Here is a 20,272-nt window from a genome sequence, read left to right as displayed (position 1 = left end):
ACAACCGCGTGTTCCAGGCGGACTTTTCCCGTCGCTCCCTGCAGGACAGCCTCCGACCGACCCCGACCACAGGCGCCGGTTCGCCGCCGTGGTGCACAGCGGGCGCCGACGGCGGCCGGTTCCACCCGGTCGACCTGCTGCGATGGGCGCATGTCAAGGCGCTTCGAGATCCCGGAACCAGCTGCGCGCACGGCGCACCGGCAGGCAGGTCTCCTGTCGGCCCGGCAGTGCGACGACCTCGGCGTCTCTCGACAGGTGCGTCGGCGCCTCGTCGAGCAGCTGCGCTGGCAGCACCCAGGTCGCGGTGTCTACGACATCGACCCGGTCCCCATCGAGCACCGGCGGCGGGAGGACTTCCACGACCATGTCCGCCGGCGCCGGACCTGGCTGGCGCTCCTCCTGTACGGTCCGCAGGCCGTCGCGACCGGCACGTGCGCCCTCGTGCTGCACGACGTCGACGGGCTGCCTGTCGACTTCGTCGCGGAGGTGGCGCTGCCAGGCGGGACGGACCGGGCGAACCGGTGCGGCGTGGCGGTCCGGCAGTACGAGCCGTTCCCGATGGTCCTGATCGGCGACCGGCCGGTCGCCCGGCTCGACCACGCCGTCGCGCAGGCCCTGCCCCGCCTCCCACGGGAGAACATGCTGGCGGTGCTCGACGGCGTCGCGCGGCGCAGCGCGGACCGTGAGGGCGTGCTGCCGGCCATTCACGAGCTCGTGCGCGGGCGTCCGGGTGCGGCTGCCGTGCACGAGGTGTTCGGGCTGGTCGACCGGCGGGCCGAGTCGCCGGCAGAGTCGTTCGCCAGGCTCTCGTGCATCGACAACGGCGTGCTGCCGGACGACATCCAGGTCCGGTTCTCCGTGGACGGGAAGATCGTGGCCCGGGTCGACCTGGTGTGGTGGTTGCCCGACGGCCGCTGGCTGGTCGTCGAGATCGACGGCGTCGGCCCGCACAGCAGCCCTTCGGCGCTCGTGCACGACTCCCCGCGCCAGAACCAGCTGCTCGCCTCTGGCCGGGTCGTCCTCCTCCGGTTCAAGCCCAGCGACAGCCGGCGCCCTGGTGGGATCGGCGCTGCGGTCGCGGCGGTGCTGCGGAAGCATCGGTGGCGCCCGGGGCAGGACGTGGCACGGGACCAGGTCGTGGAGCTGGGGCTCCGGGGGGCTGAGTCCGCTTCGATCACGCGGTTACGCACCTCGGCGGCGGCAGATCGGTGCACAACCGCGTGATCGAAGCGGACTCCCGGCAACGAGGCGATGCTCGCGGTGGGGCAGGCCCCCGGGAGCCCTCGGTGCTTGACTGACGTCATGGACGACGGGTTCGGTCGCGGGCGCATCGAGGTGATCGCCGGCCCCATGTTCGCCGGCAAGTCGGAGGAGCTGGTGCGGCGCGTCCGGCGGGCGGAGATCGCCCGGCGGGGGGTCGCCGTCATCAGCCACGAGCTCGACACCCGGCGGGGGACCGGCAAGGTCACGTCCCACTCGGGTCTCGAGCTGCCGTCGCGCACGGCGGCGACCGCGGCGGCCATCCCCGGCCTGCTGGACGCGGGCACCGAGCTCGTCGCCATCGACGAGGCGCAGTTCTTCGGGGACGACCTCGTGCCCGTCGCCTCGGCCCTGGCCGACCGCGGCCTCGTCGTCGTGGTCGCCGGCCTGTCCGTCACGTTCGACGGCCGCCCCTTCGCGCCCATGCCGGAACTCATGGCGCTCGCCGAGTCCGTCGACAAGCTCACGGCGGTGTGCGCGGTCTGCGGCGCGGAGGCCGCGTTCCACGTCCGCGTGCACGACGCCGGACCGGTCGTCGACCTGGGCGATGCCCTCACCCCGGTCGAGGCTCACGTGGGCGGAGCCGAGTCGTACGAGGCCCGCTGCCGGCGGCACCGGGGCTGAACGCGGCGGGCTCGCTGCTCTGCGGCTGACGCGTCAGACCCCGCGCAGGCGGTGGTACATCGGGCAGTCGAAGGGGTCGCGCGCGGCGAGGCCGACGCGGTTGAGGTAGCCGACCACGATCGCGTAGGACTCCAGGAGGCTGGTCTCCGTGTAGGGGACGCCGATGGTCGCACAGTGCTCCCGGACGATCTCGCGGGCCCGGATGAGGTGCGGGCGCGGCATGCTCGGGAACAGGTGGTGCTCGATCTGGAAGTTGAGCCCGCCCATGAGGATGCTCATGAACCACCCGCCGCGGATGTTGCGCGACGTCAGCACCTGCTTGGACAGGAAGTCCAGGCGGCTGTCGGCGGGGAGGATCGCCATGCCCTTGTGGTTCGGGGCGAACGACGCGCCCATGTAGACGCCGAACACGGCCATCTGCACGCCGACGAACGCGAGTCCGAGTCCGAGCGGCAGCGCCCAGAACACCACCGCCAGGTAGGCGGCGAGCCGGGCGACGATCGTGACGAGCTCCAGCGTGCGTGCACCGCGGTCCTCGCGGGTGCCGTGGAACAGCGACCGGATCGACGTGAGGTGCAGGTTGAGGCCCTCGAGCGTGAGGAGCGGGAAGAACAGCCAGCCCTGGTACCGGGTGATCAGGGCCAGCAGGCCGCGGTGCTCGCGGGCGCCTTCCTCGGTGAAGGCGATGGTGTCGTTCGCGATGTCGGGGTCCTTGCCGACCCGGTTGGGGTTGGCGTGGTGGCGGGTGTGCTTCGTCATCCACCACGAGTAGCTGATGCCGACGACGCCGTTGGCGAGGAACTTCCCGAGGCGGTCGTTCGCCGGGCCGGACTCGAGCACCTGCCGGTGCGAGGCTTCGTGCGCGACGAACGCAAACTGGGTGAGGACGAGCCCGAGGGCGCCGGCCATGAGGAGCTGGAACCACGAGTCGCCCAGCAGGACGAACCCGGTGACGATGCCGCCGAGGGCGAGCGTCAGGACGGCGAGGGTCCACAGGTAGTAGCCGTGGGTGCGGTGGAGGAGGCCGGCGTCGCGCACGGTCCGCGACAGTGCGGTGTACGTGCTGGTGATGGGCTGCTCGTCGGCGGTACGGGGCCGCGTGGGTCGGAACCCGTCCCGAACGGTGGGGGCGGTGGGCAGCATGCATGGCCTCGCAAGGCTAGGTGTCGACTTCCCAGCCGTGGAGATGGGCGTGTGCCCGACGTTCGGATGACCACGAGCCTACGGGACCGTAGGTTCGCCTGGCGAGAGCCGGCCTGTGAACGGCTCGCGGAGACATCAGTCCTCGATCAGGGGCACGAAGCGGTAGGAGCCGTGGTCAGTTACCCGCGTGGTTCCGTCGGGCAGCCGCTCGACCAGCATCATCGTGGAGCGAACCGGGATCACGAGCCGTCCGCCGAACCCGAGCTGGTCCACGAGCGCCCCTGGCAGGTCCTTCGCGCTGGCAGACACGAGGATCCGGTCCCAGCCCCCCGGACGCGGCATCCCGAGGGTGCCCGGCTGGGCGAGCACCACCTGTGCCCAGCCCATTCCGGTCGCCTCGACGTTGGCGGCGCCCCAGGCGGCCAGAGCGGGCTCCCGCTCGACGCCGAGCACCTCGCCCCCGGGGCCGGTGATCGCGGCGAGCAGCGCCGTGGTCCAGCCCGACCCGGCACCGACGTCGAGCACTCGTGCTCCGACGGGCACGCGCAGGAGCCGCAGCATGGTGGCCACGGTGGTCGGCTGCGACGACGTCTGCCCCCGCCCGATCGGCAGCGGCCGGTCCTGTGCGGCGAGCGGCCGCTGGGAACGCGGCAGGAAGTCACGGCGTGCGACCGTGCGCATCGCGTGCGCGACGGCGTCCTCCCCGTCGTGGGAAGGATGCGGCGCGGTTCCAGGATCCGGGAGCATCAGTGATCACCTGCCAACACACTAAGCCCGCTCCAGAGGTCACAGCCGGATTTCGCACGAGGGGTTGCGCTGGCGAGGCCGGGCGCTCCGGGTCAGCCTGGGAGCACCGGTCGGCGCGGACCGCGTCGACCCCGACGAGGGGAGCACCACATGGCTGGGACGGTGGCACGCATCGTTGAGATCAGCGCCCGCTCGAACTCGAGCTTCGAGGACGCCATCCGGGTCGGCATCGACCGGGCGCACGAGACCTTGCGGAACGTGAGCGGGGCGTGGGTCAAGGAGCAGAAGGTGGAGCTCGAGGACGGCGTCATCGTGGCGTGGCAGGTCTCCCTCGAGGTGACCTTCGTCCTCGACTGAGCCGGAGGTGCAGCGAAGGGTGGGCCTGCAGCGAAGCAAGGGACCCGCCTGGAGCGGAACCGCAGGCTCAGGCGAACAAGTACCCGGGCTGAGCCGGAGGTGCAGCGAAGGGTGGGTGCGCAGCGAGACGTCGAGAGGCCCGCGTGGCGGGCGGCGTGGCGGAAGGCACAAGCACCCGGTTTGAACCTGGGGAGTACGTCACGTAATCTTGTTCGTCGGTGCGCTGTCTGCGCACCCGTCCTGCGTGCCCATGGCGCATCGCACTCGACCGCCGCGGCGGAGACGAGTCACAGCCAAGCCGGTGAACCCCGTCATGCGCACGCCAAGACCAGAGGAATGAGTTCAACGTGGTGTACGCGATCGTCAAGGCCGGTGGCCGTCAGGAGAAGGTGTCCGTCGGGGACATCGTCGTCATGGACCGGGTCTCGGCCCAGCCGGGCGAGACGGTGGAGCTGGCCGCTCTGCTGCTCGTGGATGGGGAGAAGGTGACCACCGACGCCGCGAAGCTGGCGAAGGTGAAGGTCACCGCCGAGGTCGTGCGGGACGAGAAGGGTCCGAAGATCGTGATCCTCAAGTACAAGAACAAGACCGGCTACCGCAAGCGCCAGGGTCACCGCCAGAAGCTGACCCGCGTGAAGGTCACCGGCATCAAGTGACGTCGGAGGGCCTTGCGGCCCCCTGAATCCCCCCGTTCTCCCGTACGAAAGCAGGTCCAGAGATGGCACACAAGAAGGGCGCGAGCTCCTCGCGCAACGGTCGTGACTCGAACGCCCAGCGTCTCGGCGTCAAGCGGTTCGGTGGCCAGGTCGTGAAGGCCGGCGAGATCATCGTCCGCCAGCGCGGCACCCACTTCCACCCCGGCGCCAACGTGGGCCGTGGCGGCGACGACACGCTGTTCGCCCTCGCCGCCGGCGCGGTGCAGTTCGGCATGCGTCGTGGTCGCAAGGTCATCGACATCGTCGCGGTCGAGGCCTGAGCTGTAGGTGCAGCAAAGGGAGAGGGCCGAGGAACGAGGCACTCGCCTGTAGCGGAACCGCAGGCTCAGGGCTCCGTGAGGACAGCCTGAGCCTCACCAGCACGCTGACGGAGGGGCGCACCGGTTGCGGTGCGCCCCTCCTGCTTTACCCGCCGGTCCCACCGGGACGGGCGGAATGTCCTGATGATCGCCACCCGCGAGGGTCCAGGCGGACCAGGGCCGGGCGGGAGCCCAAAGAATGCTGAGAGGATCAACGCATGGCCAGCTTCGTCGATCGCGTCGTGCTCCACGCCGCCGGCGGTGACGGCGGGAACGGTGTCGCGTCGATCCGCCGGGAGAAGTTCAAGCCCCTCGCCGGGCCCGACGGCGGCAACGGTGGTGACGGCGGATCCGTGCGGCTCGTCGTGGACCCGCAGACCACGACCCTGCTCGAGTACCACCACTCGCCGCACCGGCACGCCACGAACGGGACCCAGGGCATGGGTGACGACCGCGACGGTGCGAAGGGCGCCGACCTGGTGCTCCGCGTACCGGACGGCACCGTGGTGAAGGACCTCGACGGGAACGTGCTCGCGGACCTCGTGGGCGCGGGCGCCGAGTACATCGTCGCCGCGGGCGGTAAGGGCGGTCTGGGCAACCGCGCGCTGGCCTCGACGAAGCGCAAGGCTCCGGGCTTCGCGCTGCTCGGCGAGCCGGGCGAGGCCGCGGACATCGTGATGGAGCTCAAGTCGATCGCGGACGTCGCGCTCGTGGGCTACCCCAGCGCCGGCAAGTCGTCCCTGGTCGCGGCGATCTCCGCCGCACGGCCGAAGATCGCGGACTACCCGTTCACGACGCTCGTGCCGAACCTGGGCGTGGTCCAGGCGGGCGACCACCGCTACACCGTCGCCGACGTGCCGGGCCTCATCCCGGGCGCGTCCGAGGGCAAGGGCCTGGGCCTGGAGTTCCTGCGGCACATCGAGCGGACGGCCGTGATCGTGCACGTCCTCGACTGCGCGACGCTGGAGCCGGGCCGTGACCCGGTCAGCGACCTCGAGGTCATCGAGGCGGAGCTCGCGGCGTACGCGGGCGACCTCGGCATCGAGGGTGGCCGCGTGCCGCTCACGGAGCGCCCGCACCTCGTGGTGATGAACAAGATCGACGTGCCGGAGGCGCGCGAGCTCGCCGAGCTGGTGCGGCCCGACCTGGAGGCGCGCGGCCTGCCCGTGTTCGAGGTGTCGACCGCGTCGCACGAGGGCTTGCGGCCGCTCACGTTCGCCCTCGGGGAGATCGTGGCGAAGGCTCGCGCTGCGGCGCCCGCCCCCGAGCCGGCGCGCATCGTGCTGCGCCCGAAGGCCCTGGACGACGCCGGGTTCACCGTGCGCCGCCTGGGTGGCGAGACCGACTACTGGTTCGAGGTCCGCGGCACCAAGCCGGAGCGCTGGGTGCGCCAGACCGACTTCAACAACGACGAGGCCGTCGGCTTCCTCGCGGACCGGCTCGCGAAGCTGGGCGTCGAGGAGGGGCTCCTCAAGGCCGGTGCCGTCGCGGGCGACGAGGTTCGCATCGGCGACCCGCGCAACGCCGTCGTCTTCGACTGGGAGCCCACGCTCATGGCAGGCGTCGAGCTGCTCGGCGCCCGCGGCACCGACCTGCGCCTCGACCCCTCCGACCGGCCCACACGCTCCTCGCGGCGCAAGGAGTTCACGGAGCGCATGGACGCCAAGGCGGAGGCCCGTCGCGAGCTGTGGACCGAGCGCGAGGCGGGCGTCTGGACGGACCCCGACGCCGACTGAGCCGAAGGTGCAGCGCAGGGTGGGGGCCGAGGAACGAGGCACCCGCCCGGAGCGGAACCGCAGGCTCAGGCGGTTGACGAGACCGACTGAGCCGAAGGTGCAGCGCAGGGTGGGGGCCGAGGAACGAGGCACCCGCCCGGAGCGGAACCGCAGGCTCAGGCGGTATGCGCCGACTGAAGCGTGAAACAGGGCGCGGGCTGCGGCCCCGACCGGCGATGATGGCCGGGTGACCGTACTGTCCGACCGTTCCGCCCTGTCCGGCGCCCGTCGCGTCGTCGTGAAGATCGGCTCCTCGTCGCTCACCGGCCCGGACGGGCACCTCGACCTCGACGCCCTGCGAGCGCTCGTCGGCGTGCTCGCGGCGCGCCGGGCCGCGGGCGGCCAGGTCGTGCTCGTGACGTCGGGCGCGGTGGCCGCGGGCATCGGGCCGCTCGGTCTGCCGGGGCGGCCGAGGGACGTCGCGACGATGCAGGCCGCCGCGTCCGTGGGGCAGGGGCTCCTGGTCGCGCGGTACGCGGAGGCGTTCGGGGCGCATGGCCTCGGCGTCGGGCAGATCCTCCTGACTGCCGAGGACACCGTGCGCCGTCTGCGCTACCGCAACGCGCAACGCTCGCTCGAGCGCCTGCTCGCGCTCGGCGTGGTGCCCGTCGTCAACGAGAACGATGCCGTCACCACCGACGAGCTACGGTTCGGCGACAACGACCGCCTCGCCGCGCTCGTGTCGCACCTCGTGCGCGCCGACGCCATGGTGCTGCTGACCGACGTGGACGGCCTGCACGACGGCCCGCCGTCGCGGCCGGGCTCCCGGCGGATCCCGTACGTCGGTTCGCTCGACGAGGTCGCGGGCGTCCAGGTGACGACGCGGGGGAGCGCGGTCGGCACGGGCGGCATGGTGACCAAGCTCGAGTCGGTCCGGATCGCGACGGGCTCGGGCATCCCGGTGGTCCTCACACGCGCGGCGAACGCCGCGGCCGCGCTCGCCGGCGAGGACGTGGGCACGTTCTTCGCGTCGACCGGCCGGCGGGCCAGCACGCGACGGCTCTGGATCGCCCACGCCGCGCGTGCGCACGGGCAGCTCCACCTCGACGAGGGCGCGGTGCGCGCCGTCCTCGGCGGGCGGGCGTCGCTCCTGCCCGCGGGCGTGACGTCCGTGGAGGGCGACTTCGAGGCCGGCGACCCCGTCGAGCTCGTCGGGCCGGACGGCCACGTCGTGGCGCGCGGGCTGGTGTCCTACGGCGCGTCCGAGATCCCCGCCCTGCTCGGCCGGTCGACCTACCAGCTGCGCGAGGAGCTCGGCGAGGGATACGACCGGGAGGTCGTGCACCGCGACGACCTCGTCCTCGACTCGCGGCACCCCGGGTTGCGGTAGCGCGGCGGGGCGCGGCCCGGCCTGTGGATGGGCTCTCGGCCCGTGGGGCCCCGCGTCGTAGGCTCGTCCCATGACCAGTCTTCTGTCCGACGCCGCAGCCTCCTCCGCGCACACCGTCGCCTCCGGGGCCGTGCCGGACGACGTGACCGCCGCCGTCGAGGACGTGGCGCGCCGGTCGAAGATCGCGTCGCGGGTGCTCGCGACCGCGACCCGCGCCACCAAGGACGCGGCGCTGGCGGCGCTCGCGGACGCCTTGGTGGCCGCGACGGACGAGATCGTGACCGCCAACGCCGAGGACCTGGCGCGGGGGCGTGAGAACGGGATGGAAGCCGGCCTGCTGGACCGGCTGGCTCTGGACCCGGCTCGTATCGAGGGCATCGCCGCCGCGCTGCGCGAGGTCGCCGGCCTGCCGGACCCGGTGGGGGAGGTCGTGCGCGGCCAGACGCTGCCCAACGGGCTGCGGCTGCGCCAGCTGCGCGTGCCGATGGGCGTCGTCGGCATGATCTACGAGGCACGGCCGAACGTCACGGTCGACGCCGTCGGGCTCACGCTCAAGAGCGGCAACGCGGTGATCCTGCGCGGCGGGTCTGCGGCGTCGTCCTCCAACGAGGTCATCGTGCGGGTTCTCCGGGAGGCGCTCGAGGCCCTGGGGCTGCCCGCCGACCTGGTGCAGTCGATCGACCCGTACGGTCGCGCCGGCGCGGTGGCGCTCATGCAGGCGCGCGGGCTCGTCGACGTGCTCGTGCCGCGAGGCGGCGCGGACCTCATCCAGACCGTCGTGCGCGAGTCCCGCGTGCCCGTCATCGAGACCGGCGTCGGCAACGTGCACGTCTATGTCGACGCCACGGCCGACCCGGCGATGGCGCTCGCGATCCTGATGAACGCCAAGACGCAGCGGGTCGGCGTGTGCAACGCCGCCGAGACGCTCCTCGTCCACGCGGACGCCGCGCCCGGTTTCCTGCCGAGCGCGCTCGCGGCGCTCGCCGAGGCGCGCGTGGTCCTGCACGGCGACGCCGCCACCCAGGGCTTCGCGCCCGAGGGCGTGAGCGTCGCCGAGGCGACCGACGAGGACTGGGCCACCGAGTACCTCGCGCTCGAGCTCGCGGTGCGCGTGGTGCCGGACCTGGACGGGGCGATCGAGCACATCCGCACGTGGACCTCGGGTCACACCGAGGCGATCGTGACGCGCGACCTCGCGTCGTCCGAGCGGTTCGTCGCCGAGCTGGACTCGGCGGCGATCATGGTCAACGCCTCCACCCGGTTCACCGACGGCGGCCAGCTCGGCCTGGGCGCCGAGATCGGGATCTCCACGCAGAAGCTGCACGCCCGCGGGCCCATGGGCCTGGCCGAGCTCACCACCACGAAGTGGGTCGTCCAGGGCGACGGCCACGTGCGTCCGTGACGTGAGAGACTAAGGGCCACCTGAGCACGTACGACTTGGAGGAACATCCGTGCTGCACACCGCCGTACTGGTCGCCGAGGCTGCCTCGGAGCACGTCAACGAGCCGATCTCGCCGATCGCCATGGGCCTCCTCGCCTTCGGCGGGCTCGTCGCGGCGCTCTGCGTCACGTACGCGTTCCGTAACCTCGGCAACCGGCACTGATCCTGTCTGGAGCGACCGGAGCCGACACGACCCGTGACGACGAGCAAGCGGCCACGCCTGGGAGTGATGGGCGGAACGTTCGACCCCATCCACCACGGTCACCTGGTGGCCGCCTCGGAGGCGGCGGCGAACCTCGGTCTCGACGAGGTCGTGTTCGTCCCCACCGGTCGTCCCGGCTTCAAGCAGCACGCGAACGTCACCCCTGCGGAGCACCGCTACCTGATGACGGTCATCGCGACGGCGTCGAACCCCCGGTTCACGGTGAGTCGTGTCGACGTGGACCGTCCGGGCCTCACCTACACGGTGGACACGCTGCGAGATCTGCACGCGCAGCGGCCCGAGGCGGACCTGTTCTTCATCACGGGCGCCGACGCGATCCAGCAGATCCTCACGTGGAAGGATTCCGACCGACTGTGGGACATGGCACACTTCGTGGCGGTTACCCGGCCTGGGCACCGTCTCACCGTGGACGGTCTGCCCCAGGGCGGCGTGACGACGCTCGAGGTCCCGGCGCTCGCCATCTCCTCGACCGACTGCCGTCGTCGGGCGGGGGCGGGGTTGCCGGTCTGGTACCTGGTGCCCGACGGCGTGGTCCAGTACATCGCCAAGCACGGACTGTATCGAGGTCTTCACGATGAGTGACAACAATGGTCGTCCACTGACGCGGCGTGAGCTCCGCGAGCGCGAGGCCGCGCAGGCAGCGGCCGCCGGCGGGTATCCGCCGGGCCAGGCCCCGGAGGGCCGGCAGGGTGCTCCGCAGGCGCCCGGCCAGCCGGGTCAGCCCGGGTACCCGCCTGCGCCGGTCGTGCGTCCGCCGCAGGCCTCGGGCGGTATGCGCGGCGTCGACGCCACCGGGCGCCTGACCCCGGTGCGCCAGGTGGGCGAGCCCATGCCGGCCGCCCCGCCGGCCCCGGGTGCGCCGAGCCGCCAGCCCGCATACGGCGGCGGACCGGCGTCGCCGTACCCGCCCGCCGGCCCCGGTGCGCCCGGCGCCCCGGGTGCTCCCGGTCAGCCTCCGCCCGGCGGCGCCCCCAACCCGTTCGGTCGTGGCCCGGCGCCTTCCCAGCCTGCCCCCGTGCAGCCGGCTCCCCAGCAGGGCCGCCCGGGTGGCTTCGGCGCCCCGTCGTCGCCGTTCCCCGGCGGTCCCGCCGGTCCGGGCGCGCCCGGTGCCCCCGGCGAGGCGCCGTCCTGGGCGTCCGCCGTGCAGGCGCCCGGAGCGGGCCGGCCCGCAGCACCCGAGCGGCCCGCGGCGTTCGGCGCCGCGCCCGCGGCGGTGCCGCCGTCGCCGTTCGCCCCCGGCGGTGCACCGGGTGCGCCCGGTGCCCCTGGTGCGCCCAGCCCGTTCGGCCGCGCCACGGCCGCGCCCCAGTCCATGCCTCCGGGCGGCATGCCGCCCGGCAGCGTCCCGCCGGCCGGCGGCCCGCCCTCGCCGTTCGGCCCCCCGCCGGGTGCCCCCGCCGGTCCGGCCGCGAACCAGGGCTTCGGCGACATCCTCGGCGCAGGCCGCCCCCAGCCCGTCCGGGCTGCGGGCCGCCAGGCCGAGGAGGAGTGGGACGAGTACGAGGAGGACCCCGGTCCCTCGTACACGTGGCTGCACTACATCATCCTGGTCGTCGTCGCCTTCGTCCTGGGCCTGCTGATCTGGAAGCTCCTGCTGGGCTCGGACGCGGGCGCCTCGGACGGGGCGAGCGCCGCCGCGACGACACTCCTCGGTGCGCTGCCCGGCTGGGGTGCGTCATGACGGCCACGAAGCGTGCGGTCGAGCTCGCGGTCGTCGCCGCCCGTGCCGCCTCGGGCCGCAAGGCGCAGGAGATCATCGCGCTCGACGTGAGCGAGCAGCTCGTACTGACGGACGTGTTCCTCATCGCCTCCGGCACCAACGAGCGGCAGGTGTCCGCCATCGTCGACGCCGTCGAGGAGGAGATGCTCAAGGCGGGCGCGAAGACGATCCGCCGCGAGGGCAAGACGGAGGCCCGCTGGGTCCTGCTCGACTTCGGCGACGTCGTGGTGCACGTCCAGCACTCGGAGGACCGCGTGTACTACGCGCTGGAGCGTCTCTGGAAGGACTGCCCGCTCGTACCGCTGCCCGAGGACGCCCGCGGCGGAGGTGACGCCCGCGCCGACTACGGCGAGCCGGAGGACGACGGCGCGATCCACCTGACCGGGGGCCCTCGCGCGTGACGGCCGGCACGCTCGTCCTGCTGCGGCACGGCCGCACGGCGTACAACGCAGGCCTGCGCCTCCAGGGACAGATCGACATCCCGCTCGACGAGGTGGGGCGGTGGCAGGCCGAGCAGGGCGGCGCCGCTCTGGCGGCGTCGCACCACGCGGCACTCGTGGTGTCGAGCGACCTGTCGCGCGCGGCGGACACGGCGGCCGCGTATGCCAAGGCCGTGGGCGTGGACGTCGTCACCGACCCTCGGCTGCGCGAGCGCAGCTTCGGCGAGTGGGAGGGTCTGACCGACGCCGAGATCGCGGACAGCTGGCCCGAGGAGCACGCGGCGTGGCGCAGCGGTGCGGAGCCGGTCCGGGCGGGAGCGGAGAGCAAGGCCCTGGTCGCGGAGCGCATGGCGATGGCTGTCGAGGAGCACGCCGAGACCCTGGACAAGACCGAGACGCTCGTCGTCGTCTCGCACGGGGCGGCGATCACGCTCGCGGTGACGTGCCTGCTCGGGCTCGACCCGGCGGACTGGCGCGGGCTCCACGGCCTGCACAACGTGCACTGGTCGCACCTGCACCGGTCGGGACCGCGCGCGAAGCCGGCGTGGCGCCTCGTCGCGCACAACGTCGGTGCGGACTATCCGCTGGACGTGTGGCAGGCCGGACCGGACTGGAACCTCGAGCCGGGGCCTGAGAACGGCGCCGGGACGCAGCCCGCCCAGGGGTGAGCCGGACCACAGCGTCGCGGCCGGAATCCGATTTGGCCGGCGGCGACGGTCCGCATAGACTGGCGGGGCTCGCTCAGCAGTGGCTGAGCGGGTTTGCACGGGGCTGTGGCGCAGCTGGTAGCGCACCTGCATGGCATGCAGGGGGTCAGGGGTTCGAGTCCCCTCAGCTCCACCGTGGGATGACGCGGGACATCGTTGAAAGATGTCTCGCGTCATTTCTCATTCTGGGGACCCGGAGAACGTCTCGCCTTCGTGATCGACCCCGGGGCGGGCGAGATCGACCACCCGGTCGTTCACGCCACCCCCGCACCCGAGGTCGTCGCGGCTCTGTCGGGCGCGACCGACGTGCTGCGCCTGTGCGACTCCGGACTGCCCGACTCGATCGCCTGACGGCCCGTCGCCACCCTCGGCGTGTGCTGCCGGGCGTGCTGCACGAACGCGGTGGTCGCGGGGTGGGACGGGCTGCGGGACCAGACGAGGTGGACGTCGATCTCGGGCGCGTCCGCGAGCGGCAGGTAGCGCACGCCCGGGTGAGGGTGGGTGTGCTCGGTGGCCTCGGCGGTGACTCCGACGGCCTCGCCGGTGGCGATCGTCGTCAGCCACTCGTCGACGCCCGGGACCTGGAAGGTGTGCGGCCGGCGCCCCTCGGGCCAGAGCTCAGCGTTGGTGGTCGTGGCCGTGGCGCACAGCGCGACGGGGCGGTCGGCGAGGTCCGCCAGGTGCAGGAGCTCGCGCGCGGCCAGGGCGTCGCCGTCGGCGACCGCCGCGACGCGCGGCTCGCGATACAGGGCGTGGGAGACCAGGCCGTGGGCGCGCAGCGGCGCGGCCCGGACGAAGGCGGCATCGACCTCGCCGCGGCGTACGGCGCCCTCCGGGTCGTCGCACCGGCGGACCCGCACGGGGAGGTCCGGGTGCTCGCCGCGCCAGGCCCGCAGCAGCGGCACGGTGTGCCGGCCCAGGGCTGCCCACGGAAAGCCGATCCGCACTGGTCGCGGTCCGTGGGAGGCGACGTCCGCCAGGGCGTCGTCGAGCTGGTTCAGGATGCGGTGCGCGTGCTCCCAGAGCCGCTGGCCGGCGTCGGTCAGCGCGAGGCTGCGCGTCGTGCGTTCGACCAGGCGGGCGCCCAGCCGCTGCTCCAGCTGGTCGAGGGTGCGCGAGAGCGCGGGCTGGCTGAGGTGCAGCACGGCGGCCGCGTCGGTGATCGTGCCCTCGTCGCCGATGGCGGCCAGCGCTCGCAGGTGCCGGAGCTCCACGTTCATGTGGTGAGGATAGGCGGCGGGGAGGCCGTCCATGCGCGCGGCGCATGGATCTGCCGCAGGAGGCATTTCCCTCGCCGCCCTGATGACGCCTAGCGTCGCGGCCATGAGAATCCTGCTGATCGGCGCCTCCGGGACGCTGGGCGCCGCCGTCGGCGCGACCCTTGCCGGACGCGGCCACGAGCTCGTCACCGTCGGACGGACGGCCGGTGACCTGCGGTACGACATCACCGAACCCGGCGCGATCGCCCGTCTGTACGCGGCCGCGGGTCCCGTGGACGCGGTGGTGAGCACCGCCGGCGACGTGCCCTTCAAGCCGTTCGGCGAGCTGACCACCGACCACTACCGCGCGGCCTTCGAGGGCAAGGTGCTCTCCCAGGTCGAGCTGGTCAGCCAGGGTCTGGCCCACGTCGCGGAGCGCAGCTCCTTCACGCTGATCGGCGGCGTGCTCTCCCGCGAGCCGATCGTCACCGGCAGCGCCGCCTCGATGGCCAACGGGGCCGTGGAGGCCTTCGTCCGGGCCGCCGCGATCGAGATCGCTCCCCGTCGCGTCAACGCGGTCAGCCCCACCGTCTTCACCGAGAGCCTCGCGGAGTACGGCGACTACTTCCCCGGGTTCCCGCCGGTCGACCTGGCCGACGTCGCGCAGGCGTACGTCCGATCCGTCGAGGGCGCGGGGACGGGGCAGGTGTACGTCTTGTAGGGGCTCCGCATGGCGCCGCCAGATTTGCCCCTTTAGTTATGCTGGCGTCATGTCGAGTGGCGACGGAATCGACCCGCGGCGAGCCGTTGACGAGGCATTACGCGGGCTCGCGCCCGTGCGGCAGATCGTCGTCGTGAACGAGTACCTCGCCGACCGGGTCCGCGACCCTGCTGACTGGGTCGCCGAGCTGGCGGCGATCGCCGACCGGAACGGCCTCGCACCGCACGTGTTGCGCCGGTGTGTCAGCAACCTGGCGTGGCAGGCGCGAGATCTGGGCGCGCCGCTGCCTGCCGAGGACCTCCCCGCCCCGGAGGCGACGGCGTCCTGGCGGAAGACGATGGTGTATGCGCGGGCGTCCCGGCTCCGGTATGACTTCAAGTTCGACCAGCTTCTGGCGTGGGCCCGCGCCATGCTCGCGGAGTTTCCCGAGGACGGCATGATCCGGGCGTTCGCCGCCTTCGCGGCGCTCGGCGGCGGCAAACCCCAGGCGGCGTCGCTCCTCGCGTCGGCGACTGCCGCCGAGGACTACGACCAGACATGCCGGTTCCTCTGCCTCCACGGCCTGTGGATGTCGACCGGCTTCCCTGGTGCCGCTCGGCTGGCCGTGGAGCTCGCGGACGAGATGATCGGCCGCGGAGAGGACGACCCGAACGTCCACTACTGGCGGGCGGGAGCTCTCCGCAGGGAGGGCCGGCTCGACGAGGCGCTGGTCAGCATCAACACGGCGATCGATCTCCTGGCGCCGGGCAACAACGCCGTCCATCAGGACTTCGCCCGCGAGCGCGAGCTCATCAGCGCGACCAAGGTGCTCGACGACCGTGTCAACGCCACGACCGAGCGCCTCCTTCTGACCCTCAAGCAGGCCGTTGCCGACCAGGTGGTCGATGCTCAGCGGGAGATCCAGGAGCAGCACGCCCGAGCACGCCAGATCGTGTCGGAGAGCCTGATCGGCATCATCGAGGTCCTCGCCATCTTCGTCACCCTCGCGGGATTCCTCGTGGGCTCCGGCACCGTCCTGGTGCAGGCTCACGGGTTCTGGCAGAACCTCGCCGGGGTCGTGACGATCCTGCTCGGTTGCGTGACGCTGTTCGTGCTCCTGCGGAAGATCGTGAACCAGGGCGACGCCGTGGCACTCGGGATCGCCCGGGGCGCGGCGACGCTGAGGCGGCTCAGGGGACGCTCGAGGCGGTAGACGTCAGCCGACCGCGTGCAGCGCTCCCGGCCGACGGCCCGCGAGCCGGTCGAGCGCGGCGGACGTCGCCTCGTCGGCCGGCAGCTGGACGACGAGGCGCTGGCCGTCGGCGTCGGGCAGGGCGAGGGACTCGACGTCCAGCCGCAGGTCGCCGACGGCGGCGTGGCGCATCCGCTCCGTGCCCGACCTGTACTCGGCCGGGAGGGGCGCCGCGAAGCGGTCGGAGAACTCGGCGCCCGCCATGACGGTCATGGCTTCCGCGAGCTCGGCGACGTGCGGGTCGCCGGGGACTGACTCCATGCGCAGTGCCGCCACCTGGCGGTCGGCGACGCGCCCCCAGTCCGGGTACGCCTCCCGGGCGCGCGGATCGGTGAGGACGAAGCGCACGAGGTTGGGGCGGTCGTCGTCGAACAGGCCGTAGGGCTCGAGGAGGCGCCGGTACGTGGTGGTGGCGGCGAGGACGTCGCCCACCCGGTTGAGCAGCGCGGCCGCGCCGGGCTCCAGCCGGTCGAGGAGCGCCCGGACGGGCGGGCGGATCGTGTCGGAAGGCGGGGTGACGGCGCACGGCGAGCCGATGCCGTCGGCCCCCTTGGTGGCGCGCAGGAGAAGGAGGCGGGCGTCGGGGGAGAGGCGCAGCGCATCGGCCAGCGCGCCGAGGACCTGCGGCGACGGGTGCCGGTCACGGCCCTGCTCCAGGCGTGTGAGGTACTCGACGCTGACCCCGGCGAGGGTGGCGAGCTCGGAGCGGCGCAGGCCAGGCGTCCGACGTCGGGCGCCGCGGGGCAGACCCACGTCCTGGGGCGCAAGGGCTTCCCGGTGGGCGCGCAGGAGCGTGCCGAGGTCGCTGCTCATGCGGTCAGCGTAGGCGGGACCCCGTGCCGAAGGGTGGCCCTGAGAGGGCCAGCCCCACGGCGGTCTGGATGCCCGGCGCCGGTGCGCGCACGGTGGAGCCATGGACCTTGGACTTCAGGAACGGACAGTCATCGTGACCGGGGCGTCGGGCGGGCTGGGGCGGGCGATCGCCGCCGCGTTCGGCGCGGAGGGGGCGAGCGTGGCGGTCACGTACCGCAGCGCCCGCGAGACGGCCGAGAAGGTGGCCGCCGAGATCGGGGAGGCCGCGTTCGCCGTGCCTTACGACCAGGACGACCCGGACGCCGCAGCCGCGCTCGTCGCGGACGTGCTGGAGCGGACCGGACGCGTGGACGTGCTGGTCAACAACGCGGTGGCGTGGGGCTCCCTGACGGGCCCGGCGGGTGAGTCCTTCGAGGCTGTCGACGGCTGGGACACGCTGCTGCGGGGCAATGTCGAGGGGGCGCTGCGGCTCAGCCGGGCCGTGACGCCCGGGATGCGGGCGCAGGGCTGGGGTCGGATGGTGCACATCTCGTCGTCGCTCGCCGTCGACGGTGCCGCCGGGACGGAGTACTACGCCGCCGCGAAGGCGGCCCTGCACGGGTTCAGCCGGTCGGCGGCGTTCTCGCTCGGGCACGACGGCGACCTGCTGACCAACGTGGTGATGCCGGGGCTGACGCGGACGGCCACGAACACGCACGTCGTGAACTCGTTCGGCGCCGAGTATGCGGCGCGTGCACCGATCGGGCGTCTGCTCGAGGCCTCGGAGGTGGCATCCGCGGTGGTCTACCTCGGTTCGGCCGCGAACACGGGGATCACGGGCCAGGTGATCGGGGTGACCGGCGGGTCATAGGCGCCGCTTTGGTGCACCGGCCCCCGACCGTCTATGCTTGCCGAGCCCGCCCGGCGGACGGGCGACGGGGCTGTGGCGCAGCTGGTAGCGCACCTGCATGGCATGCAGGGGGTCAGGGGTTCGAATCCCCTCAGCTCCACCGATGCGATGACGCGGGACACCGTTCATGGGTGTCCCGCGTCATTTGTTCATAGTGGGGGTCCGGCGTTCGCCGGGCCCCTTTTCTTTTTACGCAATTCGCCCTCCGGAATGTCGTTCTGATGGTAATTCGCCTGGTGCTCGACCCGAACTCTTGCCTTACGTGTTGCAGCAATTGGTCTCGGCGCATATTACTTGTGCAGGCCGGTGGCGCCGCAGGGGTGCGGTGCGCCTGTTCCCTTGCACATTTCCTTGTGCTCGCAGATCTCAGGGGGAGACTTCCATGTTCCAGACCAGGGCGACCGGGCGTGCCCGGAAACCGATCAGACGTCGAATGCGCCGGGGGGCGGGCAGTGTCGCGGCCGTAGGGCTCGCCACGGTCGGGCTGTTGGCGCCGGCCGTCTTGATCGCTCACGCGGCAGAGCTCGCGTTCCCGTACGGGAACAACTTCGACGACGCCGGCGACGGGACGCTCACCGGTGACGCGACCGTGGTGGACGGGTGGCTACAGCTGACCCAGGCGGACAACGGCGAGGCCGGTGCGTGGCAGATGACCGACACGTTCCCGTCGGACCTGGGGATCGACGTGCGGTTCAACTACGTGATCCACGGGGGTACGGGCGCGGACGGCCTCGTGTTCTTCCTGACCGACGGTGCGGCGGCGATGGGTGCCGGTGCGACGGGTGCAGGTCTCGGATACTCGCAGAACACCGCGCCTCCCGGGGGTGACGGCGTGCCCGGCGGGTATGTCGGGGTGGCGTTCGACACGTTCGGCAACTTCAGCGGTGACCTGGCCGGCCCCGGGGGGCCCGGCCAGACCCCGAACTCCATCGCGGTTCGCGGGTCCGGCGACGGGCAGGTTGGTTACAACTACATCACGGGTGCGCCCGCGCCTGCACCCCTGCAGATGCCCGGGGGGCGCGCCGAGGCCCGCCCGGCACGGATCACGATCATCCCCGACGCGGACGGCGACCTGCTGCTGACCGTGTGGACGAACGCAGGGCCCGGCACCGGGATGCAGCGGGTGCTGACCAACGTCAACCTGTCCGACGCGGCCGGCCAGGCTGACCTGCCCGCCCAGCTGCGGATCGGGTTCTCCGCCGGAACCGGCGCGTTCACCAACGTGCACGAGGTCGACGGCCTGCTGGTGTCCGTGCCCACCGACGTGGCGATCACGAAGGACGGCCCCGCGGATGCGCTGGCCGGCGAGCAGATCACCTACACGCTGGTCGCGTCGAACCCGTCCACGGTAGGAGCGCCGGGCAGCCGGGTCCAGGACGAGATCTCGGCGACGCTCGTCGACGTGGCCTGGACCTGTGCCGCAGCAGGTGGCGCAGTGTGCGCGGACGCGTCCGGCACCGGGTCGATCGACACGCTCGCGGACCTGCCGCCCCTGGGCCAGACCACCTACACGATCACCGGCACCCTGCCCACGGACTTCGAGGGCGAGCTCGAGAACGAGGCGACGATCACCGTCGCAGCGGACCGCAACGACGTCGACCCGGACAACAACACCGCGTCGGTCAGCACGACGGTCACCATGGAGTCGACCCTGACCGCCGAGAAGTCTGTCGCGCTGCTCGACGGAGACACCGCGCTCAACCCTGGTGAAGAGGTCGACTACACGATCGTGGTGACCAACACCGGCCCGTCACAGGCGCCGTCGGGGGGTGCCACCGACGCCCTGCCGGCCGGGTTCAGCTTCGTCTCCGCCGTCGACGAGGCCTGCACCGCTGACGGTCAGGACGTGACCTGCGACGGCGACGGACCGCTCGAGCCCGGCGAGACGGCCTCGTTCACCTTCCGTGCCCTGCTCGACCCGTCCTACACGGGCGACGGCGAGGACCTGGCCAACGTCGCGGTTCCCACCGGCGGCACCACGAACGTGCCCTCGGACCCGGTCTCGCCGCCCTACGGCGGGCCCCTGGCCGCCCTCGTCGCGGAGAAGACCGCCGCTCTCATCGCGGGCGACACAGCGCTCTCGCCGGGCGAGGCGTTCACCTACACCATCACCGTCGTCAACGAGGGCCCGTCGGTCGCCACTCAGGTCGGCGCCACCGACCCCCTGCCCGCCGGCATCCAGTTCGTGGCGTCCCCGAACGGCGCCTGCACCGCCGTCGGGCAGGACGTCACCTGCTCGTCCGGCGCAGACCTGGCCGTCGGGGAGTCCGTCACCTTCACCGTGACTGCGCGCCTGGCTGCCGGCTTCACCGGCAACCCGGGCACGCTCCTCAACACCGCCACGCCCTGGTCTCCCACGCCGGGCAGCCGAACCCCGAGCGACGCCGTGCCGCCGCCCGGTCCCTACGCCATGCCGGCACCGCCGGCACCGCCGCAGCTGCCCGTGACCGGCGCGACCGTGACCGGCGCCGCGGGGATCGCCGCGCTCCTGGTCGCCGGGGGCGTGATCCTCATCACCCAGGTCCGACGCCGCACACGAGCCAAGGACTGACGAACCCGGGCAGCGTCCGCCCTTACCCGGGCGGACGCTGCCCGGCCCACATTGGGTCAGCACGACCCCGCGCTCCCACGCCGGCG

Annotated in this window: 21 protein-coding genes and 2 tRNA genes; 19 read left to right on the top strand and 4 right to left on the bottom strand. The window is 72.7% G+C overall.

What is annotated here, in order from left to right; translation table 11 throughout:
- Positions 1-150 precede the first annotated feature (150 nt).
- Together L1785_RS11705 and L1785_RS11700 are read left to right on the top strand one after the other, a co-directional pair.
- Positions 151-1,224, top strand: a complete 1,074-nt coding sequence (locus L1785_RS11705; RefSeq protein ID WP_236089447.1) for a putative endonuclease domain-containing protein — start codon at positions 151-153, stop codon at positions 1,222-1,224.
- 78 nt (positions 1,225-1,302) lie between these two features.
- Positions 1,303-1,884, top strand: coding sequence for a thymidine kinase (locus L1785_RS11700; protein WP_236089446.1), 582 nt, complete (start codon positions 1,303-1,305; stop codon positions 1,882-1,884).
- Between the two features lie 33 nt (positions 1,885-1,917).
- Here L1785_RS11700 and L1785_RS11695 read toward each other — a convergent pair whose 3' ends face one another.
- Both L1785_RS11695 and L1785_RS11690 read right to left on the bottom strand, forming a co-directional pair.
- The gene (locus L1785_RS11695) at positions 1,918-3,027 is read right to left on the bottom strand and encodes a fatty acid desaturase family protein (RefSeq protein ID WP_236089445.1); all 1,110 of its coding nucleotides are present in this window, start codon (positions 3,025-3,027) and stop codon (positions 1,918-1,920) included.
- A 135-nt stretch (positions 3,028-3,162) separates the two neighbouring features.
- A complete protein-coding gene (locus L1785_RS11690; protein WP_236089444.1) occupies positions 3,163-3,774 on the bottom strand; it encodes a protein-L-isoaspartate O-methyltransferase family protein in 612 nt (203 codons plus the stop codon).
- A gap of 162 nt (positions 3,775-3,936) precedes the next feature.
- On the opposite strand from L1785_RS11690, the gene L1785_RS11685 reads away from it, so the two are divergent.
- The 12 genes from L1785_RS11685 to L1785_RS11630 all read left to right on the top strand — a co-directional run bounded on the left by L1785_RS11685 (position 3,937) and on the right by L1785_RS11630 (position 12,915).
- On the top strand, positions 3,937-4,131 hold the full coding sequence (locus L1785_RS11685; protein WP_236089443.1) for a dodecin family protein: 195 nt from the start codon (positions 3,937-3,939) through the stop codon (positions 4,129-4,131).
- A 347-nt stretch (positions 4,132-4,478) separates the two neighbouring features.
- Positions 4,479-4,787 (top strand): 50S ribosomal protein L21, encoded by a 309-nt coding sequence (rplU, locus tag L1785_RS11680; RefSeq protein ID WP_236089442.1) that lies wholly within the window; start codon positions 4,479-4,481, stop codon positions 4,785-4,787.
- 62 nt (positions 4,788-4,849) lie between these two features.
- Positions 4,850-5,107 carry a 50S ribosomal protein L27 gene (gene rpmA, locus L1785_RS11675; protein ID WP_236089441.1) on the top strand — a complete coding sequence of 86 codons (258 nt, stop codon included), beginning with the start codon at positions 4,850-4,852 and terminating at the stop codon, positions 5,105-5,107.
- A gap of 257 nt (positions 5,108-5,364) precedes the next feature.
- Positions 5,365-6,882 carry a GTPase ObgE gene (obgE, locus tag L1785_RS11670; protein WP_236089440.1) on the top strand — a complete coding sequence of 506 codons (1,518 nt, stop codon included), beginning with the start codon at positions 5,365-5,367 and terminating at the stop codon, positions 6,880-6,882.
- 235 nt (positions 6,883-7,117) lie between these two features.
- Entirely contained in the window at positions 7,118-8,251 is a 1,134-nt protein-coding gene (proB, locus tag L1785_RS11665) for a glutamate 5-kinase (protein ID WP_236089623.1), read from the top strand.
- 70 nt (positions 8,252-8,321) lie between these two features.
- A complete protein-coding gene (locus L1785_RS11660) occupies positions 8,322-9,653 on the top strand; it encodes a glutamate-5-semialdehyde dehydrogenase (protein WP_236089439.1) in 1,332 nt (443 codons plus the stop codon).
- Positions 9,654-9,702: 49 nt separating this feature from the next.
- Positions 9,703-9,855 (top strand): hypothetical protein, encoded by a 153-nt coding sequence (locus L1785_RS11655; RefSeq protein ID WP_236089438.1) that lies wholly within the window; start codon positions 9,703-9,705, stop codon positions 9,853-9,855.
- A gap of 33 nt (positions 9,856-9,888) precedes the next feature.
- Positions 9,889-10,497, top strand: a complete 609-nt coding sequence (gene nadD / locus L1785_RS11650) for a nicotinate-nucleotide adenylyltransferase (protein ID WP_308113319.1) — start codon at positions 9,889-9,891, stop codon at positions 10,495-10,497.
- The gene (locus L1785_RS11645; protein ID WP_236089436.1) at positions 10,490-11,596 is read left to right on the top strand and encodes a hypothetical protein; all 1,107 of its coding nucleotides are present in this window, start codon (positions 10,490-10,492) and stop codon (positions 11,594-11,596) included. Before nadD ends, L1785_RS11645 begins: the two co-directional genes overlap by 8 nt.
- Positions 11,593-12,036 carry a ribosome silencing factor gene (gene rsfS / locus L1785_RS11640; RefSeq protein WP_236089435.1) on the top strand — a complete coding sequence of 148 codons (444 nt, stop codon included), beginning with the start codon at positions 11,593-11,595 and terminating at the stop codon, positions 12,034-12,036. Before L1785_RS11645 ends, rsfS begins: the two co-directional genes overlap by 4 nt.
- A complete protein-coding gene (locus L1785_RS11635) occupies positions 12,033-12,743 on the top strand; it encodes a histidine phosphatase family protein (protein WP_236089434.1) in 711 nt (236 codons plus the stop codon). Before rsfS ends, L1785_RS11635 begins: the two co-directional genes overlap by 4 nt.
- A 99-nt stretch (positions 12,744-12,842) precedes the next feature.
- Positions 12,843-12,915: transfer RNA gene (locus L1785_RS11630), tRNA-Ala, on the top strand.
- A gap of 121 nt (positions 12,916-13,036) precedes the next feature.
- Here the strand turns inward: L1785_RS11630 and L1785_RS11625 are convergent.
- Positions 13,037-14,002, bottom strand: a complete 966-nt coding sequence (locus L1785_RS11625) for a LysR family transcriptional regulator (protein WP_236089433.1) — start codon at positions 14,000-14,002, stop codon at positions 13,037-13,039.
- 103 nt (positions 14,003-14,105) lie between these two features.
- On the opposite strand from L1785_RS11625, the gene L1785_RS11620 reads away from it, so the two are divergent.
- Together L1785_RS11620 and L1785_RS11615 are read left to right on the top strand one after the other, a co-directional pair.
- On the top strand, positions 14,106-14,702 hold the full coding sequence (locus tag L1785_RS11620) for a short chain dehydrogenase (protein WP_236089432.1): 597 nt from the start codon (positions 14,106-14,108) through the stop codon (positions 14,700-14,702).
- A gap of 49 nt (positions 14,703-14,751) precedes the next feature.
- A complete protein-coding gene (locus L1785_RS11615) occupies positions 14,752-15,894 on the top strand; it encodes a hypothetical protein (protein WP_236089431.1) in 1,143 nt (380 codons plus the stop codon).
- A 3-nt stretch (positions 15,895-15,897) separates the two neighbouring features.
- Here the strand turns inward: L1785_RS11615 and L1785_RS11610 are convergent, their stop codons facing one another.
- Complete coding sequence (locus L1785_RS11610; RefSeq protein ID WP_236089430.1) at positions 15,898-16,746, bottom strand: helix-turn-helix domain-containing protein; 849 nt, start codon at positions 16,744-16,746, stop codon at positions 15,898-15,900.
- 100 nt (positions 16,747-16,846) lie between these two features.
- Between L1785_RS11610 and L1785_RS11605 the strand changes: the two genes are divergently transcribed.
- The 3 genes from L1785_RS11605 (at position 16,847) to L1785_RS11595 (ending at position 20,186) form a co-directional block, all read left to right on the top strand.
- Entirely contained in the window at positions 16,847-17,596 is a 750-nt protein-coding gene (locus L1785_RS11605) for an SDR family NAD(P)-dependent oxidoreductase (protein ID WP_236089429.1), read from the top strand.
- A gap of 66 nt (positions 17,597-17,662) precedes the next feature.
- A tRNA-Ala gene (locus L1785_RS11600) sits at positions 17,663-17,735 on the top strand.
- Positions 17,736-18,122: 387 nt separating this feature from the next.
- Positions 18,123-20,186, top strand: a complete 2,064-nt coding sequence (locus L1785_RS11595) for a lectin-like domain-containing protein (RefSeq protein ID WP_236089428.1) — start codon at positions 18,123-18,125, stop codon at positions 20,184-20,186.
- The last annotated feature ends 86 nt before the right edge of the window (positions 20,187-20,272 follow it).

The organism is Antribacter soli, assembly GCF_021568775.1.
Lineage (GTDB): Bacteria > Actinomycetota > Actinomycetes > Actinomycetales > Cellulomonadaceae > Antribacter > Antribacter soli.
Note: the sequence above shows the minus strand (reverse complement) of the source record. Positions and strands in the feature narration are given on the sequence as shown.